General features: G+C 65.2%; 13 protein-coding genes. 6 read left to right on the top strand and 7 right to left on the bottom strand.

The window, feature by feature from the left end; all coding sequences use genetic code 11:
- Nucleotides 1–16: 16 nt before the first annotated feature.
- The 4 genes from RLO07_RS04485 to RLO07_RS04500 all read left to right on the top strand — a co-directional run bounded on the left by RLO07_RS04485 (nucleotide 17) and on the right by RLO07_RS04500 (nucleotide 4,990).
- The gene (locus tag RLO07_RS04485; protein ID WP_462290933.1) at nucleotides 17–1,969 is read left to right on the top strand and encodes a hypothetical protein; all 1,953 of its coding nucleotides are present in this window, start codon (nucleotides 17–19) and stop codon (nucleotides 1,967–1,969) included.
- 93 nt (nucleotides 1,970–2,062) lie between these two features.
- Nucleotides 2,063–2,854, top strand: coding sequence for a (Fe-S)-binding protein (locus RLO07_RS04490; protein ID WP_462290934.1), 792 nt, complete (start codon nucleotides 2,063–2,065; stop codon nucleotides 2,852–2,854).
- The gene (locus RLO07_RS04495; RefSeq protein WP_462290935.1) at nucleotides 2,851–4,278 is read left to right on the top strand and encodes a lactate utilization protein B; all 1,428 of its coding nucleotides are present in this window, start codon (nucleotides 2,851–2,853) and stop codon (nucleotides 4,276–4,278) included. Before RLO07_RS04490 ends, RLO07_RS04495 begins: the two co-directional genes overlap by 4 nt.
- Nucleotides 4,271–4,990 (top strand): LutC/YkgG family protein, encoded by a 720-nt coding sequence (locus RLO07_RS04500; RefSeq protein ID WP_462290936.1) that lies wholly within the window; start codon nucleotides 4,271–4,273, stop codon nucleotides 4,988–4,990. Before RLO07_RS04495 ends, RLO07_RS04500 begins: the two co-directional genes overlap by 8 nt.
- A 14-nt stretch (nucleotides 4,991–5,004) precedes the next feature.
- On the opposite strand, the gene ppc is transcribed toward RLO07_RS04500, so the two are convergent.
- The 4 genes from ppc to eda are packed head-to-tail and all read right to left on the bottom strand — an operon-like array spanning nucleotide 5,005 to nucleotide 10,397.
- Complete coding sequence (gene ppc, locus RLO07_RS04505; protein WP_462290937.1) at nucleotides 5,005–7,713, bottom strand: phosphoenolpyruvate carboxylase; 2,709 nt, start codon at nucleotides 7,711–7,713, stop codon at nucleotides 5,005–5,007.
- Nucleotides 7,710–8,708, bottom strand: coding sequence for a type I glyceraldehyde-3-phosphate dehydrogenase (gene gap, locus RLO07_RS04510; protein ID WP_462290938.1), 999 nt, complete (start codon nucleotides 8,706–8,708; stop codon nucleotides 7,710–7,712). The genes ppc and gap overlap by 4 nt, the downstream gene beginning before the upstream one ends.
- Nucleotides 8,705–9,730 (bottom strand): type I glyceraldehyde-3-phosphate dehydrogenase, encoded by a 1,026-nt coding sequence (locus tag RLO07_RS04515; RefSeq protein ID WP_462290939.1) that lies wholly within the window; start codon nucleotides 9,728–9,730, stop codon nucleotides 8,705–8,707. The genes gap and RLO07_RS04515 overlap by 4 nt, the downstream gene beginning before the upstream one ends.
- Before the next feature lie 16 nt (nucleotides 9,731–9,746).
- Nucleotides 9,747–10,397 carry a bifunctional 4-hydroxy-2-oxoglutarate aldolase/2-dehydro-3-deoxy-phosphogluconate aldolase gene (gene eda, locus RLO07_RS04520; protein WP_462290940.1) on the bottom strand — a complete coding sequence of 217 codons (651 nt, stop codon included), beginning with the start codon at nucleotides 10,395–10,397 and terminating at the stop codon, nucleotides 9,747–9,749.
- A gap of 156 nt (nucleotides 10,398–10,553) precedes the next feature.
- On the opposite strand from eda, the gene folE reads away from it, so the two are divergent.
- Both folE and RLO07_RS04530 read left to right on the top strand, forming a co-directional pair.
- A complete protein-coding gene (gene folE / locus RLO07_RS04525) occupies nucleotides 10,554–11,231 on the top strand; it encodes a GTP cyclohydrolase I FolE (protein WP_462290941.1) in 678 nt (225 codons plus the stop codon).
- 125 nt (nucleotides 11,232–11,356) lie between these two features.
- Nucleotides 11,357–12,688: an MFS transporter gene (locus tag RLO07_RS04530; protein WP_462290942.1), complete on the top strand. Its 1,332-nt coding sequence runs from the start codon at nucleotides 11,357–11,359 to the stop codon at nucleotides 12,686–12,688.
- A gap of 19 nt (nucleotides 12,689–12,707) precedes the next feature.
- Here RLO07_RS04530 and RLO07_RS04535 read toward each other — a convergent pair whose 3' ends face one another.
- From RLO07_RS04535 to RLO07_RS04545, 3 genes are all read right to left on the bottom strand, one after another.
- Nucleotides 12,708–14,381, bottom strand: coding sequence for an AMP-binding protein (locus RLO07_RS04535; protein WP_462290943.1), 1,674 nt, complete (start codon nucleotides 14,379–14,381; stop codon nucleotides 12,708–12,710).
- A gap of 77 nt (nucleotides 14,382–14,458) precedes the next feature.
- On the bottom strand, nucleotides 14,459–16,207 hold the full coding sequence (locus RLO07_RS04540; protein ID WP_462290944.1) for an alkaline phosphatase D family protein: 1,749 nt from the start codon (nucleotides 16,205–16,207) through the stop codon (nucleotides 14,459–14,461).
- A gap of 108 nt (nucleotides 16,208–16,315) precedes the next feature.
- Complete coding sequence (locus RLO07_RS04545; RefSeq protein ID WP_462290945.1) at nucleotides 16,316–17,611, bottom strand: DEAD/DEAH box helicase; 1,296 nt, start codon at nucleotides 17,609–17,611, stop codon at nucleotides 16,316–16,318.
- Between the last annotated feature and the right edge of the window lie 71 nt (nucleotides 17,612–17,682).

Below are 17,682 nucleotides of genomic sequence, written 5' to 3' on the forward strand. Positions count from 1 at the left end.
GGGGCGCAGACGCGGGGTGAACCGTTTCAACCTCTCGTTCCGGGGAGAGATCCTGCCCGGCCACGACCCGGCCATCGCCAGGCGCAAGTTTGCCCGGCTGTTTGCGATCGACGATCCTCTGCGGGTCGAACAGTTCTTCTCCGGCAAACCTGTGGTGCTGCGCCGCAACCTGGACCCGAAGCGGGCGGCGTCCTGGCAACTGCGAATGCGCGGCCTCGGCCTGCAGGCAGAGCTGGTCAAGCAGGCGGACGACCTTGCAGCGCCGGTGCAGGGGACTCAGCCTGTTTCCCGGCCTGTCGCCGCAGCGGCATCACCGCCTCCTGCGCCAGCGCATCCACCACCTTCGGCGGCAGCTGCGCAGCGCGCCGCAGCCTCGGCGACACCACCCCCGGCTCGCCCCGTATCCCGCTGGGCACCAAACCCCTACACGCTGCGCCCCTACCAGGCAGGCGTGGCCCAGCGCCAGCGGGCAGCGCGGGCGGCGCGACTGAAACAGGCCGGGGCCGTGGTCGCTGGTGTCGCCGCGATTGCATTGGCGCTGGTGGTCCTTGCCCTGCGCGCGCTGCCGACTCCCGCCGCTGTGCCTCCCCTGGTCGCGGCGGCCAGCCACAACGGCACCGAACTCATGCTCGCCACCGGCGAGCTCCTGCTCCGGCACGACCGCTCAGGCGCCGAGCAGGACATTCTGGCGCTACGCCATTTCGGCTTCACCGGTCGCCTGGCAGGGCTGCTGTGGGAGGGACCACAAAGCCTGCTGCTCCTGGCCGAGCACAAACCCGGGGGCAATCTCTACCGCTGCCAGCTTGAGGAACGCCAGTGCCGGTTGCTGGCGGACGAGTCGGGCCCCTTGCAGGCGGATGCAGTGGCGGTGATAGAGAGCAGCGGCCACCTGATCCTCGCTGACAGCAGCCGGTCACAGCTCTCCCTGCACGATTCCCGGGGCTACCGACTCGCCAGCAGTGAACGACCGCTGCCGGCGCACCCGGTGCTGCAGACGCACGCTGGCCTGCTATTGGTCAACAGCGCCGAGGGCCCGGGCATCAGTGTGCTCCGCTACGAGACCCGGGCTTTTGGCCAGCAGCTGGATGAGATCCTGCTCCTGCCGGAACCTGCACTGGAGGGGGGCCTTGTTGCGATCCGGGATTTCGCCTGGAGCGGTGAGCAGTGGTGGGCCACCCTGGAGAATCCGGCCACCGGCGCTGCCGGCGTATTCCGGTTCGATGCCCTGTGGGCCACGCTGGCAGAGGTCGCGCTGCCAGGCGGCTATCGCCCCCACGCGCTGGTACCCTGGGGCACGCGCATGCTGGTGCTCGATCAGGATCAACACCAGCTACTGCGGTTCAGTGCCGGGGGCCAGCCGGGTGTTGTCCTGGCCTCGTCCCGCCTGCAGGAAATGGCGGAAACACGGGCCCGGCAGCTGGGGCTGCGTCAAACTCTGGCCAGGTGGGTGCCGGGGATATTGGTGGCACTGGTGCTGGCCGCGTCCTGCTTCTCTCTCTGGCAGCGTCTGCGCCAGCGGGTATTTGCCGCTGACCGCCTGCGCACCGCGCCGAGACTGGGAAACCGGACCGGGGACATCTTCTGGTTACCGCCCGCGCCGCAGCGACCCGGACGTTTCACCGCGCTGCTGCAGCGCCTGGGCCCGAGACAGGGCCACCTCGGGGTGCTGGGAAAGCAGCTGATTCTGGTGGACCACCGCGGCGTCTACCACGTCGGCAACGGTATCCAGTTGCAGCAACACCCGTTGTTCCTGCGCGCCGAAGACGTCATCGTCTACACTGGCCCGGATCGCCATCGCGCTTTCGCTGCCGATGCCTGGCCGCTGGTGCAACCCACGCTGGCAGCCGCGGGCAAGGCGGATACCGGCACCATTCTGGTGGCATTGCTCGAGAGTCGTCACCCGCTGGCCCTCAGCGTTGCGGGGCTGCTGGTCCTGCTGCTGGTTGGCGCAATGCTGCTGCTGATCTGACACGACGCCGGCGCTGCAATTTCGCTATACTCCCGGGCTTGCAGGTGCCGCAGCCTTCCTTGTGGCGCACCAGGCATGGAGCTTTCGCCTTATATGGACAACCGCAAACCCAAGCGCAAGCGCACCCGACCCCGTCGCGATGTCGCCCTGATGGTCACGTGCCTGGCCGACCTGATGCGACCCTCGGTAGGTTTCGCCGCCGTGCGCCTGCTGGAGCGGGCCGGGTGCCGGGTAACCGTGCCAGAGCAACAAACCTGCTGCGGCCAGCCTGCCTACAACAGCGGCGACGTCAATGCTGCCGTGCCCGTCGCCCGGGCCGTCATCGAACTGTTCGAGCCCTACGATTATGTGGTGGCCCCTTCCGGTTCCTGTGCCGGCATGCTGTGCCAGCACTACCCGGCCCTGTTCGAGGGCGAGTGGCGCGAGCGCGCGCTGGCCCTGGCCGCCAAAACCTGGGAGCTGACCCGGTTCCTCACCGAAGTGGCGCCGTTGCCAGCGCCCAAAAAACCGCCTCTGGAGACAACCGTCACCTACCACGACGGCTGTGCGGGCCTGCGCGAGATGGAGGTCAAGCAGCAGCCGCGGCAACTGCTTCTGCAACAGTGCGGCGTAGAGGTCCGGGAGCTGTCGCAAACAGAGGTCTGCTGCGGCTTCGGCGGTACCTTCTGTACCAGGATGCCGGCCATCTCCACCAAGATGGCGGATGACAAACTGGACAGTGCCGTCGCCTCCGGTGCCCAGCTGCTGCTGGGCGGCGATCTCGGCTGTCTCCTGCATATCGCCGGGCGTGCCCGACGGCGGGGCCTGGAACTGGAAGTACGACATGTGGCGGAGATTCTGGCGGGCACGCCGAAAGGGCCGGGAATCGGAGAGCCGCGCGGGTGAAGATTACCAGCAGCGAATTCATGCAGCACGCCGATGCAGCGCTGGCGGATACTGACAAGGCCCAGCGCCGGGATCTGCTGGGGCTGTTCATGCCGCTGGCCCGCGATGCCGCCGCTGCGCGCTACGGTGACTTCGAAGCCTTGCGCGCACACCTGAAACAGGTGCGACGCCACACCATGGCGCACCTGGAACACTATCTCACCCGCTTCGAGGAGACGGCGCTGCGCAACGGCAACCAGGTCCACTTTGCCGCCACACCGGAGGAGCTCAACAGCACCGTGCTGTCCATCTGCCGGGCCCACGGCGCCCGCCGGGTGGCCAAGGGCAAGTCCATGGTCACCGAGGAAACCGCACTCAATGACCATCTGCTGAAAGCCGGGCTGGAGGTCATTGAGACCGACCTCGGCGAATACATCATCCAGCAGGCCGGCGAGACCCCCAGCCACATCGTCGGCCCCGCGCTGCACAAGTCGCTGGCGGACATCCGCCAGCTGTTTCTGGACCGGCACCCGCTGGGGGAGCGCCCCCTGAAGCGGGTCGAGGATATTGTCAGTGAAGCCCGGGGCATACTGCGCGAGCAGTTCCTGCAGGCCGAGGTGGGCGTGATCGGCGCCAATGCGCTGATTGCAGAGGATGGCACCACCATGCTGGTCACCAATGAGGGCAATGGCGACCTCTGCGCCAACCTGCCTCCCGTGGTCATCGTCTGTACCACGCTGGAGCGCATTCTGCCGCGGGCGGAGGACGCGATGGCCCTGCAACGCCTGCTGGTACGCTCGGCGACCGGTCAGCCGCACACCTGCTACACCAGCTTCTACTCCGGACCGCGACGGGAGGAAGATGTCGACGGGCCGCTGGAAACCCACATCATACTGCTCGACAACAAGCGTACGGAGCTTCTTGCCAGCGACTACAGCGAAATTCTGGACTGCATCCGCTGCGGCGCCTGCCTCAACCACTGCCCGATCTATGTCGCTGTCGGTGGCCATGCCTACGGCTGGGTCTACCCGGGCCCCATGGGCTCGGTGCTGACCCCGCTGCTGACCTCGCTGGAGCAGAGCAATGCCCTCCCCAACGCCTGTACCAGTTGCGGGCGCTGCGCGGAAATATGTCCGGCCAATATCCCGTTGCCGGATCTGCTGCGCGACCTGCGCCAGGAGGAAAACCAGCGCCAGCTCAATTCACCACGGCTGCGGCGGGGGCTGCGCCTGCACGCCTGGCTGCTCTGTCACCCGGCCCTGTACCAGCGCCTGACGGGCTGGACAATGCCGGTACTGGCCTGGCTGGGGAGACGCCGGGGCGGTCTGCACAAGCTGCCTTTTGCCGCAGGCTGGACCGGCACCCGCGACTTCCCCGCACCTGAGGGCGGCACCTTCATGCGCCAGTACCGCAAGCGCGGCAGAGGGAGAAGACGCCGTGGCTGAGTCGTCGAGGAGTGAGATACTGGCCCGCCTGCGCGCCACCGCGACTGGCGCCGCCACTGCCGCAACGCCGCAACAGATCGCGCAGGAACTGGCAGCCCTGGGATTCGCCAGCGCCGCAGTCCCGCCCGCAACTGACACCTGCATCGCCTTCATGGCGAATGTGCTGGTGAACAAGGGCAGTGTCGACCTGGCGGCAGACCGGGCCGAAGCGGTGCGGGTGGTCGGGCGCTATCTCTACAGTCGCTTTCGCACACACAAGCTGGTGGCCGGCAACGATCCGCGCATCGCCGCCATGCCCTGGCGTGATGCCGGTGTTTTGCCGCGGTTTGGTGCCGCCGAAAACGGCGATGCCGCCGCACTGAGCTACGCCCGGCTGGGGGTTGCCGAGACCGGTGCGATTGTCACCTGGACCGGCCGCGCCAACCCGGGGCGCAACAACCTGCTGCCCGAAGACCATCTGGTACTGGTCAACCGCGAGGATGTCGTGGCCACGCTGGAGGACGCCTGGCTGCGCATCCGCGGGGAACTGCCGGCGGGCAGCTGGCCGCGCGGGATCAACTTTATCGCCGGCCCCTCCAGCACCGCCGACGTCGAGGCGCAGCTGGTGATGGGCGCCCACGGACCCCGGCGCTGGCATGTCATCCTGGTTGGTGCCACACCCGCCGAGGCTCTGGCGGAGGCCAATGCCCTGGCTGCCACAGCTACCCCCTGACGCAATGCGAGGAATTAGCCGGTGTTGCGCATACCCGCGGCAATGCCGGCAATGGTGACCATGATCGCCTGCTCCAGTACCGGCTGGGCGTCTTGCCGCTGGCGCTGCAGCAGCTCCGCCTGCAGGACATTGAGCGGATCCGTATAGATATTGCGCAACTGGATGGACTCGCGGATCCAGGGCGCATCCGTCAGCAGCGCCGAGCTGCCGCCGATCTCGAGTACAGTGGCAATATCCTGCTGCAGGCCGGCGCGCAGGCTTTTCCCCAGATGCTGCAGGGGCTCCGGCACGAGGCAGGCGTCATAGTGTGCTGACAGTCCGCTGTCCGCCTTGGCATAGACCATCTCCAGCATCGACAGGCGGGTGGCAAAGAACGGCCAGTCGGAGGCCATTTCCCGCAGCAGGCCGGCGTGCCCCGCGTCGAGAGCCCGCTGCAGTGCCGCACCCGCCCCCAGCCAGGCCGGCAGCATCAGCCGGTTCTGGGACCAGGCAAAGATCCAGGGAATGGCGCGCAGGCTCTCGATACCGCCGCCACCGCGGCGCCGTGCCGGACGCGAACCGAGGGGCAAACCCGCCAGTTCCTGCTCCGGGGTAGCGTGGCGGAAGTAGTCGATGAAATCCGGTTCCTCGCGGATCATTTGCCGGTAGACGGCACAGGAATCCTCCGCCAGCGACTCCATCAGGTCGCGCCAGGCCTGGCGCGGCGCCGGCGGCGTCTGCAGGTTCGCACGACAAATGGCGCTGGTGTACAGCGCCAGAGTCTTGACCGCCAGGGACGTCCAGCCCAGCTTCGCCCGGATCATCTCGCCCTGCTCGGTCACCCGCAGCCCCTGCTGCAGCGATCCCGGTGGCTGCGACAACAGCGCCGCCTGGGCGGGGGCGCCACCGCGCCCAATGGTGCCGCCGCGACCGTGGAACAGGGTCAGTTCGACGTTGTGCTCCCGGCACACGCCCAGCAACTCCTCCTGGGCCCGATACTGGGCCCAGGCCGCCGCCATGACGCCGGCGTCCTTGGCGGAATCCGAGTAACCGATCATCACCATCATCCGGCCCTGCACATGCCCGCGATACCAGGGGTCCTCGAGCAGCGAGGCCACCACCTCGCGGGCGCGCGACAGGTCATCGAGAGTTTCAAACAGGGGCGCCACCGGCAGGTCGAAGGGGCACCCGGCCTCGCGCAGCAGCAGATGAACCGCCAGCACGTCCGAGGCCTGACGAGCCATGGAGATCACGTAGGCACCGAGGGACTCCCGGGACTGGCGGGCAATCACGTCGAAGGTCGCCAGCACTTCCGCCACATCCGGGGTCGGCTCCCAGCGCTGCGGAATGAGCGGCCGGCGGCTGGCCAGCTCCTGGCGCAGGAATGCGCAGCGCGCCGCTTCGTCCCACTCGGCGTAGTCGCCAATACCCAGCCAGGCCGTCAGCTCCGACAGCACCTCGGTGTGGCGGGCACTGTCCTGGCGCACATCGTGGCGCACAAGGTGCACGCCGAAGCAGCGCACCCGGCGCAGCAGATCCAGCAGGGCGCCTTCGGCGATAACCCCCATGCCGCAGTCCCGCAGGGACTGGTAGCAAAGCTGCAGCGGCTGCCAGAGGTCTGCCTGGGTCAGCAGCGGTCGCTCTGGCGACACAGCGGGGCCCCCGGATGGCCGGCCCCCGGAACGCCGGCCGCCGGATCCGGACTCCAGCGCCAGCTCAATACATTGCAGGTCGCCCTTGAGACGATCCCGCAGCCGCCGCAGTACCGTGCGGTAGGGTTCGTGTGAGCCCGCAGCCGCAGCCGCCAGGTCGTCATTGCAGACGGTCATGGAAAGCTCCTCGACCAGCCTGGTGACATCCTGCAGATAGAGCTCGGTCGCCTGCCAGCGGCTGAGCCAGAGGACTTCTTCGGTCACCGCGGCGGTGACATTGGGATTGCCGTCGCGATCACTGCCCATCCAGGAGCCGAAGCTGACCGGGGCGGCGTCCAGCGGCAGGCCGACGCCACAGCACTCATGCAGGGCCGCATCCAGTCGGCGCAGGAATTCCGGCACCGCGCGCCACAGGGAATCCTCCACCACCGCGAAGCCCCACTTGGCCTCATCCACGGGCGAAGGCCGCTCGGTACGGAAGTCGTCGCCATACCAGATCTGGGCGATGAGCTCGCGCAGGCGCGACTGCAGCTGTTCCTGCTCGCGCGGTGTCAGGCCCGAGAGTTCCAGCTGGGACAGGCAGCGACCAATTTCCGTGTGTTTGTGAATCAGGGTACGGCGCATGATCTCGGTGGGGTGCGCCGTCAGCACCAGCTCGATACTGAGCTGGTCGACAGCGGCGGCGATGGCCCCGGCAGTGACACCTTCCTCCAGCAAGGCCGTGAAATTGCCGGTCAGGTTGCGCGACGCAGAGAACAGGGGCTCCATCTGTCGCGACACCGTATGGTGCTGGTCGGCAATATTGGCCAGATTGAGAAACTGGCTGAAGGCGCGGGCCACCGGCACCAGCTGCGCATTGTCGAGATTGCGCAGTACCGCCAGCAACTCGTCGTGGGCGCTACCCTCACTGCCCTGTTCCTCGCCGGCGCGGGCCGACTTGGACAGGCGCCGGATTTTCTCCACCAGTTCCAGAAAGTCCGCGCCATTGGCTGCAGAGATAGTATCTCCCAGCAGGCGGCCCAGAAAGCTGACATTGCTGCGCAGCTGGCTGTAGTCCGACCGCTGCCCGGTCTCCTGTGTCTCCCCACTCACCATTGACGCAGCCTCTGCAGCAGATCGCAGACGCGTGCCGAGTAACCCCACTCGTTGTCATACCAGTTCAACACCCGCAGATAGCGCGCGTTGACCACCGCACTGAAACCGGCATCGTAGATTGACGAGTGCGAGTTGCCGATGATGTCAGTGGAGACCAGGGGCCGGTCGCAGTACTCGAGAATGCCCCGCAACTGTGGCGTGGCGGCTGCTTCCCTTACCGCTGCGTGCACTTCCTCTACCGTCACCGGACGCGACAGCTGCACGAACAGGTCCACCACGGACCCGTCCGGAACCGGTACCCGGGAGGCAATACCGTGCAGCCGTCCCTGCAGTTGCGGCAGTACCTCGCCCACCGCCCTGGCGGCACCGGTGGAGGTGGGAATGGTATTCTCCGCCGCGGCGCGGCTGCGGCGCCAGTCCGAGTGCGGCACATCGGCCAGGCGCTGGTCGTTGGTGTAGGCGTGCACCGTATTGATGACCCCTTCCTCTATGCCAAAGGCCTGGTCCAGCACGCTGGCCATGGGTGCCAGGCAGTTGGTGGTACAGCTGGCGTTGGAGATGATCCGGTGGCCCTCCTGCAGCCCTGCGTCGTTGACGCCCAGCACGATGGTGTAATCAATACTGTCGGCAGCGGGAACGGTCAGCACCACCCGCTTCGCCCCGGCCTGGAGATGCTGCTCCAGCTGGGCGCGCTTGCGGAAAGCCCCGGTCGCCTCGACCACGGCATCAATGCCCATCTCGCCCCAGGGTAGGGCCGCGGGGTCGCGCTCGCTGATCAGCTTGCAGCGCCCCTTGGGCGTCACAAACTCGTCCCCTTCCAGGGTCAGCGCCTTGCCGAAGGGACCCATGACGGTGTCGTAGTTGAGCAGATAGCGCAGGGCAGCAAAATCGAACAGGTCATTGATGACCACGACGTCAATGCCGGGCGTATCCTCCAGAATCCTGAATACCGAGCGGCCGATACGGCCAAATCCGTTGATGGCAACTCTCATTGCGCGACCTCCCCTTGCTGGTCAAGGGCACCATAGATGCGAGCGACATCGAGCAGGCGCCCGGCATGGCCCAGGCTCTCGTACCAGCCCAGTGTCTTGATCGTATTGGCACCGGCCTTGATCGTGCCCCGGGCGTCAAACAACAGCGAGTGCGGGTTGCCGATGACATCGGACGACACAATCGGGTCCTCGACCACATCGACCATGCCCGGATAAGCCGGCGCATGCCTGCGCATGGCCGCATTGATGTCTTCTGCAGTTACCGCACTGTCAGCCAGCACCAGGTTCACATCCAGCAGGCAACCCACGTGGATGGGAACATTGAGCGCCGAGGTAATGATCTTGTCGGTGAAGGCCGGCAGCACCTGGCCCAGCCAGTCAGCTGCCTCGTGGGTATTGGGAATGATGTTTTCCGCGGCGGAACGGCTGCGACGAAAGTCGCTGCCGGCATAGTCCTGCAACACCTGGTCCGAGGTATAGGAGTGGATGGTGGTCATGCTGCCACAGTCGATCGCAAAATCCCGCGACAGCGCATGCAGGAGCAGGCACAGAGCCGTGGTCGTCGCGGAACCGGCGGAAACCATGCGGTCTTCGCGCCGTGCCGCCTGGGCATTGATTCCCGGCATGACAATACGATCAATGTGGTCCGCCGGCAGCGTGCGCAGCAGCACCCGCGGCGCGCCATTGCCGAGATGCTCTTCCATGAAACGGCGCTGGCGGAATTTGCCGGTGGCGTCGATCACCATATCCACCGCAAAAATATCCCAGGGCATTTCCGCCGGTGTATCGGTGCGCATCAGGCGCGCCCGGAACCGCGGGTTGACCAGGAAGTTGCCCTCCAGGGTATGCCGTACGGGCTCTTTGACTTCCGAGCATAAAAGATAGTGCAGGATCTCGGGCTGGCCGATATCCGCGATCGCCACCACCTCGACATCCTCGCTCTGTGACGCCAGTTCATATAGCTGCCGCCCGATCTGGCCGAAGCCCATGATACCCACCCGCAGGGGTTGCTGCCTTGTCATCTTTTCACTCCTTGATTCAGTGATCGGGGTTTGCCCCGGACGAGTGCCCGGACTCGGCTTGCATAGCCGCCGCTGCCAGAGTGGCGATCGCGTCCCAGTCACCGGCAGCGACCAGATCCGGAGCCACCATCCACGATCCGCCACAGCAGATCACATTCGGCAGCGCGAGGAAAGCGCGGAAATTGTCCGCCCGCAGACCGCCGGTCGGGCAGAACCGCGCTTCGGGAAAGGGACCTGCCAGTGCCCCCAGCAGGTCCTGACCGCCGAGCGCAGTGGCCGGGAACAGCTTGAAGCAGTCCAGGCCCTGCTCCAGCCCCACCATGACCTCGGAGGCCGTCGCCACCCCGGGCAGCAGTGGCATGGCAGCCGAGCGGGCAGCCTGGTACAGCGCCGCCGTCGCACCCGGGCTCACCGCAAAGACCGCTCCGGCACCCTGCACCAGATCGAGTTGCGTCGGAGTCAGGACAGTGCCCGCAGCCACCTGCAGCTGCGGCACTTCCGCAACCACGGCGCGCATGGTCTCCAGCGCGGTCGCCGAGCGCAGGGTCAATTCCACGGCCCTCATGCCCGCTGCAGCCAGTGTCCGGCAGAGCTGCACCGTCACGGCGACCTCGCCCGGGGTGATGACCGGCAGCACCCTGCTTTCGCGCAACCACTCGCTCAACATCAGGCTTCCCATCCCGGAGCCCTGCAGTCACAGGAGGTAACGCGGCGTCCATTTATTGTCCAGAAATAGTCGGACAAGTTCGCCCCCCACCGACCGGACCTGGAATCCACCGCTCCCGCGCCCCCGTAACAATGCCAAACAGACCGGAGATGTGACATGGAAACTGCCCTCGCTGAAAACATTGCTTTCCCTGTAAAAGTGTCGCGGGAGGCTGCCCTCGTGCGTCAGGCGCTGCTGGAGCGCGGCCTGGAGACGCCCCTGGTGAACAATGGTCTGTCCCGCGACGAAAAATACCGACGCATCGCCCAGTCCTTTACCGACATCACCCGCACCCTGGGGCTCGACCTGAACGATGACAGCCTGTGCGAAACCCCCCACCGCATCGCCAAAATGTACGTTGACGAGATCTTCTCCGGTCTCGATTATAGCCAGTTCCCGAAAATTTCGGTGATCGCCAACAAGATGCAGGTTGAGGAGATGGTACAGGTAGACGACATCGATGTCGTCAGTACCTGCGAGCATCACTTCGTGACCATCGATGGCCGGGCGCGGGTGGCCTACATCCCCGGGGACAAGGTCATCGGTCTGTCCAAGATCAACCGCATTGTGCGCTTTTTTGCCCAGAGGCCGCAGGTACAGGAGCGACTGACCCAGCAGATCCTGGTGGCACTGCAGACCCTGCTGGAGACGGACGATGTCGCCGTCACCATTGATGCCGTGCACTATTGCGTCAAGTCGCGTGGCGTCATGGACAGCAACTCCCGCACCCGCACCACGTCACTGGGCGGCGCATTCAAGGCAGACCCAAGCACCCGAGCCGAGTTCCTGAACTAACCCCCCCGGGAACCCGGCTTCCTTCGCCCGGCTCTGCCGGGCTTTTTTTTACAAAATTGGCGGTTTTTAGCGCACGCCAAACCGTGTACCCTTCCCGCCTCCACAGCTTCAGCCGCCAGCATCCCATGAGAACCCTGCTCACCCTCACCTCGCTTCTGATCTCCACCTCCCTGCTGCTCGTTGGACAGGGCATGCAGCTCACGCTGCTGCCCCTGCGCGCCTCCAGCAACGGGCTGTCGGATTTCCTCATCGGGGTCAGTGCCTCCGCCTACTTCCTCGGCTTTGTCGCCGGCTGCCTGCTGATCCCGCGCATCATTGCCAAGGTGGGGCACATACGCAGCTTTGCGGTGCTGACGGCGCTGATGATCAGCGCCATCCTGATCCTGGAAATGGTCGATGGCTGGGCGCCCTGGCTGGCCCTGCGTTTCCTCACCGGCGCGGTCATCTGCGGGCTGTACACGGTAATAGAGAGCTGGCTCAACGACCAGACCGGTGCAGAATCCCGGGGCCAGGTGCTGGCCATCTACACCCTCATCATCCTCGCCTCCATGGCGTTTGGCCAGGTATTGATCAACGTCGGCCCTGCGGACAGCTCCACGCCCTTCACGCTCGCGGCAATCTTCATGGCACTGGCCATCGTGCCCGTGGGGCTGACCAGCCGTCTCGCCCCGGCACCCTTGAAGGCCACCAGCTTCCGCTTCAACCTCCTCTACCGACGCTCCCGATCCGCTTTTGCCGGCACTGTGCTCTCGGGCCTGATCGTCGGCAGTTTCTGGGCCCTTGGGGCCGTATTCGCCCGCCGCTACGGCACCAGCACTGCCGATGTCACCTGGTTCATCACCGCGGGCATAGCCGGCGGCGCCCTGTTCCAGTACCCCATCGGCTGGCTGTCCGACCGCCTCGATCGGCGCTACGTCCTGGTATGCCTCAGTGTCGCCGCAGTGGTCACCTCTGCGGCAGTCGCGCTCACGGTATCGCATGAACTGCATCTGCTGGCCGTATTCCTGTTCGGCGCCGTGACCATGCCCCTGTATGCGATCTCCCTGGCCACCGCGGCCGACAATTCTTCCGCCGAGGAATTTGTCGAAATCGGTACCTCGGTGCTTCTGCTGAACGCACTTGGCGCGGCCAGCGCACCGATCCTCCTGGGTCAACTCATGAGCCTGTTCGATGCCACTGCCCTGTTCTGGTCTTTCGCAGTCCTGAGCGGCCTGTTCTCCGCCTATCTGGCGGTACAGACCCGGAACAAGGACCATGCGGCGATGACCAAGGACCATGTGCCCTTCTCGGCGACGGCACCGGAAATTGCGCCGAGTGGCCTCGGCCTCGACCCCCGGGGGCCGGAGACCTCCGTGGAGGACCTGCAACCGGCCGCTTCGGTGGGGGTGGATGAGTTTCACGCAGACCCGCTGGAACCGCCCCCCGAGCCGGAAACCGCCGCAGGGGGGCCGCAGTAGCCGGCCCCGCGCGGCGCTCTCAGATTGCCCAGTGCAGCAGCAGCGTCTTCTCCTCGGCGGACCGCCGAGCCAGGGATTCGGCGAGTTCACCGTAGCGCTCCTCGACCTTCTCGCGACGGATCTTCAGGGTGGGCGTCAGCACCTCGTTGTCGATGGTCCACTCTTCACTGGCCAGGATCACGGCGCCGATGCGGGCATGCTTCTCCACCGCATCGTTGATGCTCCGCACCGCTTCGTGAATCGCTTCGGCAATTTCCTGTTCGGCGCGCTCGCGAGACGCTTCTGCCAGTTGCCGGGCGGCCTCGTTGAGCACAGCGACCATTACCGTCTTGGAATAACCGCGACCCAGCAGGCAGTGCTGCTCGGTATGGGGATTCCTGGCGAAATCACTCTCTATCGGCGGCGGCGCCACGAACTTGCCCTGGATGGTCTTGAAGTAGTCCTTGACCCGCCCGGTCAGGTAGATGAAGCCATCCTCGTCGACCCGCGCCTTGTCGCCGGTGTGCAGCCAACCGTCACGAATCAGCTCGGCAGTCTTCTCCGGCTGCCTGTAGTAGCCGGGGGTACAGCCGGCGGCACGCACCACCAGCTCGCCCTCATCGGTAATCCGGTATTCCACCTCGCCAATGGGCTTGCCGATGGACCCTATGCGCCGGCTGTCGTGTCCGCAGACAATAACGCCCATGGCTTCGGTCTGGCCGAAGCCTTCCATGAGGGTCAGGCCCAGACGCTCCCACCAGTGGATCAGCGCCGGCGGAGTCGGCGCCGCCGCAACCAGGCAGAATTCCACTTCATTCAGGCCCAGGCCCTCCACGATCATGCGCCCAATGCCTTCCGGATCCTGCGCCAGTGCCGCTTCCAGCGCATCGCTGCCACCAAACTTGGCGATAACCGCCTGTTTCAACTGCTCCCACACTCGCGGTGGACCAAAGAACATGTGCGGCCGGGTGCGCTGCAGGTCCGCGGCGAGGGTCTCCAGGCTCTGGTTGAAGCTGACCTCGCCACAGCAGACCATGGAGGAAAACTCCACGATCTGGCGTTCCGCAATGTGCGACAGCGGCAGGTAGGAAAAGTAGCGAGCCTCGTCGCGGGTACCAAACGCTGCCCGGAAGCGGTTGATGGGAATCAGGTTGCTGGTGTGGGTTTGGATGACGCCCTTGGGCAGGCCTGTGGTTCCCGAGGTGAACACCAGCGACATGACATCGTCCGGCTGGCACTCGTAGGCGGGGGACCTGCCGCGCCACTCGGCCAATAGCGCCTCCCACTGCAGGTGTGGCTCATCCAGTTCCACGCCGGGCAGGGTTATCAGGGTGATGCCCTCGGGCAACACCTCGCGGACTGCCTGCCAGTTCGAGGTGTCGCCGACAAACAGTACCCGCGCCTCGGTAAAGTCCAGAATGTACTGGGCGGTGGGTCCCGGCAACGTGGTGAACATGCTTACCGTAATGTTGCCGGACCTGATGATCGCGAGATCCGCCAGGAACCAGTGGGCACAATTGCGGGACAGCAACGCCATGCGTTCACCGTGGCCGAATTGATGTTCCAGCATCGCCGCCATCGCGTTCACCGTGTCGGCAGCCTCGCCCCAGGTAACATCGCGCGAACCCTCCGGCAACAGATCCTTGAGCCAGACCTTGTCCGGGCACTGACGGGCCCAGTGATCGAGAAATGCTGGCAATGTATCAGGCTTCATGGAAACATCCTCTGTTATTGTGGGTTGGAACACACACCCGAGTTTACCGTGCTCCGGCCTGCAGGCACACGGTTCAATCAGGACAAAACCAGGTCCGCCCGCTGCACGACCCGCCGCTGGAAAGCCGCTTCATTCTCAACGTAATCGGTACTGTCGATGGTGGAGACATAACGCCATTCCGCGGTGACTGCATCCTCTGCAAATGCCACGGTCAGGTAGCCGCGATCGAGGAAGTTGGCATAGACCAGGTCGTCTACGAGTACCGACATCAGTGGTGCGAACAGGGCCGCCGCATCGGCGCCGAGCACCGCGTCCAGGCCCGGCGAGGTGACGCTGGCGGTCGCGAACTCCACCCCCACGACTTCTCCAGTACTGCTCCGCAGCTGCGAGGCCCAGGCATTGTGGGTATCTCCTGCCAGTACCACGAGTCGACTGCCAAGCTGGGCAACAAAATCCAGCACCCGATTGCGTTCGAAGTCGTAGCCATCCCAGGCGTCCAGGTTGTACGGAATCGCCGAATCAAGCAGCATTTGCTCCTCGAGGGTACGGTCCCCCGGCGCCTTGTTTTTGGCCGCAACCGCTGCCAGCACCGCTGCGGTCCCGGCCGCCAGGGTATCGTCGCCGCCAATACTCGGCTCCAGAGCCTCGAGAATCGGTGACGGCAGCGCATAGCGCCCCATCAGCACCTGCTGGCCAAGAATCTGCCAGCGCGCGGTCGAACCGGCCAGCTGCTCCTCCAGCCAGGCCAGCTGCTGTGCGCCAAGCAGGGTGCGACCGCTGTCGCCTACCGCCGCCCGGGTGGCATCGACATCGATTATGCCGCCGTTGACAAAGTCGGGGTAGACGAACTGTTGATCGCGACCGATGACCCGGGTGTCCAGCATGATCAGGTCCAGAAGATCGCCGTAAGGCAGGCGCCGGTAGATTATCTCTGCCGTGCTGGTCGGTGGCCGCACCGGCAACCATTCATACCAGGCCTGGATGGCCGCGGCACGGCGGGCCGAGAACTCGCCCTCGGTTTCCTGATCGTGGTTCTCCGCGCCTTCACGCCAGGTATCATTGGCAATCTCGTGGTCATCCCAGACCACAATGAACGGATGCGCGGCGTGGGCAGCCTGCAGGTCAGGGTCGCTGCGATACTGGGCGTAGCGGGTTCGATAATCGGCGAGGGTGAGAATTTCCGTGGCTGGCTCGACCACGCGGCCGAGGGCTTCTGCGTTGGCACTGGCATAACCACCCGGAGCATATTCGTAAATGTAGTCGCCCAGATGCAGGACCGCGTCCACCGGCTGTTGCGCCACCTCGCGGTAGACGTTGAAATACCCGGTCGGGTAGTTGGAGCAGGACACCACGGCAAAAGCGGCGCTGGCGGTTGCCCCGGCAGGTGCGGTGCGTGTGCGGGCCACTTCGGAGACGCGGTCACGCACCCGAAAACGATAGAAATAGGCGGTGCCGGCGGCAAGGCCGGTGACATCGACCTTGACCGTGAAGTCCACAGCCTCGTCGGTGGTCCCGGAACCGCTTGCCAGGATGGTGCTGAAGTCTTCCTCGGCAGCGACTTCCCATTCCACTTCCACAAAACCCGGCTCATCCGGTGTCACCCGCGTCCACAGTATGACCCGGTCGGTTGTTGGATCTCCAGATGCCACGCCGTGCCTGAACTCTGCCGCCACACCCACCGGACCGGGCTCTGGGGCCTGGTCGGGAATTCGGCGATCACTGCTGTCGGAACAGCCCATCAGATTGCTGCCCAGGACAGGCAGCAGTGAAGCGGCCGCGACACCCTTTACCAGGGCACGACGGCGCAAATCAAGATTGTCATTCATTATTATGCTCCAGTAGGACCGCCGGGACGGTAACAGGAGCAGGATTACAGGAAGCGGTTACCGGCGCAAGTACTGCGCCGGGTCAGACGGGGTGGAGGGCACCTGTTCTCAGCGCGCCGGGCGATTGCCGTTGCCAGCACCGCCGCCACTGCGGCGACGGCGCCGCGGCTGGCCGCGATTCGCCGCATCACCGCCGGGAGGGCCGGCGCGGCGCGCCGGTCTCTGGCTCTGGGGCCGGGCGGTTGCGCCGGGGCGTCCCTGAGGCACCGCGTGCTCGGGCTCGAAGCCCTCGATTTCCTCTCGCGGCAGGGTCTTGCGAATTAGCTTCTCGATCCCGGCCAGGAAATCAGCTTCATCAGCGCTGACCAGGGAATAGGCGTGACCGGAGGCGCCGGCACGACCGGTGCGGCCGATACGGTGCACATAATCCTCGGCCACGTTGGGCAGGTCGAAGTTGACCACCTGCGGCAACTGCTCGATATCGAGGCCCCGGGCGGCGATATCGGTGGCGACCAGCGCCTGTACCTTGCCCCGCTTGAAGTCGCCCAGAGCCTTGGTGCGCGCATTCTGGCTCTTATTGCCGTGGATGGCGACAGCGCTGATGCCGTTCTTTTCCAGCTGCTGGCTCAGCTTGTTGGCGCCGTGCTTGGTGCGGGTAAAAACCAGCACCTGGTGCCAGGCATTGCTCTGCACCAGGTGACTGAGCAGTTCCGGTTTGCGTTTCTTGTCGACCGGGTAGACCCACTGGGTCACCATGTCCGCGGTCGCATTGGGGGGCGCGACCTCGACCTTGACCGGGTTTTGCATGTAACCCTGGGCGAGCTTGGTAATCTCCGCAGAAAAGGTCGCGGAGAACATCAGGGTCTGGCGCTTCACCGGCAGCAGCTTGACGATGCGCTTGATGTCGTTGATGAAGCCCATGTCCAGCATGCGGTCCGCCTCGTCGAAGACCAGCACCTCGAGGTCACTGAAGTCGACAAAGCCCTGGCCATGCAGGTCCAGCAGGCGACCAGGCGTCGCTACCAGCACATCGACGCCGCGCCTGAGCAGGGCGATCTGGGGGTTGATCTTGACGCCCCCGAACACCACCGCCGAGCTGAAGCCATCATATTTGCCGTAATCGCGCACACTTTCCTGCACCTGGGCAGCAAGCTCGCGGGTGGGGGTCAAGACCAGGGCGCGGCAGCGGTTGGCCCTGACCGGGGTGCCACCGCTGAGGCGGTGCAGCAGCGGCAGGGTAAAGGCGGCGGTTTTGCCGGTGCCGGTCTGGGCGGCGGCCATGACATCCTGGCCTGCAAGAATCAGGGGGATGGCCTTGGCCTGAATTGGTGATGGGGTTTCATAGCCTTGATCGGCAATAGCGCGCATCAGGCTGGCGGACAGCCCGAGGGTGTCAAAAGTCATAGTCAGCAATCTCTGTGGGGAAGTGTATTAAAGGTAAATCGGAGGGGTGATGCTGACGAGGATCGGCACCG

Origin of the sequence: Haliea sp. (assembly GCF_040221975.1) — a bacterium.
GTDB lineage: Bacteria > Pseudomonadota > Gammaproteobacteria > Pseudomonadales > Halieaceae > Haliea.

Coding starts and splice junctions, on each gene's coding strand:
- RLO07_RS04490 (WP_462290934.1), top strand. CDS start 2,063: ATGGACAACCGCAAACCCAAGCGCAAGCGCACCCGACCCCGTCGCGAT.
- gap (WP_462290938.1), bottom strand. CDS start 8,708: ATGAGAGTTGCCATCAACGGATTTGGCCGTATCGGCCGCTCGGTATTC.
- RLO07_RS04515 (WP_462290939.1), bottom strand. CDS start 9,730: ATGACAAGGCAGCAACCCCTGCGGGTGGGTATCATGGGCTTCGGCCAG.
- eda (WP_462290940.1), bottom strand. CDS start 10,397: ATGTTGAGCGAGTGGTTGCGCGAAAGCAGGGTGCTGCCGGTCATCACC.
- folE (WP_462290941.1), top strand. CDS start 10,554: ATGGAAACTGCCCTCGCTGAAAACATTGCTTTCCCTGTAAAAGTGTCG.
- RLO07_RS04530 (WP_462290942.1), top strand. CDS start 11,357: ATGAGAACCCTGCTCACCCTCACCTCGCTTCTGATCTCCACCTCCCTG.
- RLO07_RS04535 (WP_462290943.1), bottom strand. CDS start 14,381: ATGAAGCCTGATACATTGCCAGCATTTCTCGATCACTGGGCCCGTCAG.
- RLO07_RS04540 (WP_462290944.1), bottom strand. CDS start 16,207: ATGAATGACAATCTTGATTTGCGCCGTCGTGCCCTGGTAAAGGGTGTC.
- RLO07_RS04545 (WP_462290945.1), bottom strand. CDS start 17,611: ATGACTTTTGACACCCTCGGGCTGTCCGCCAGCCTGATGCGCGCTATT.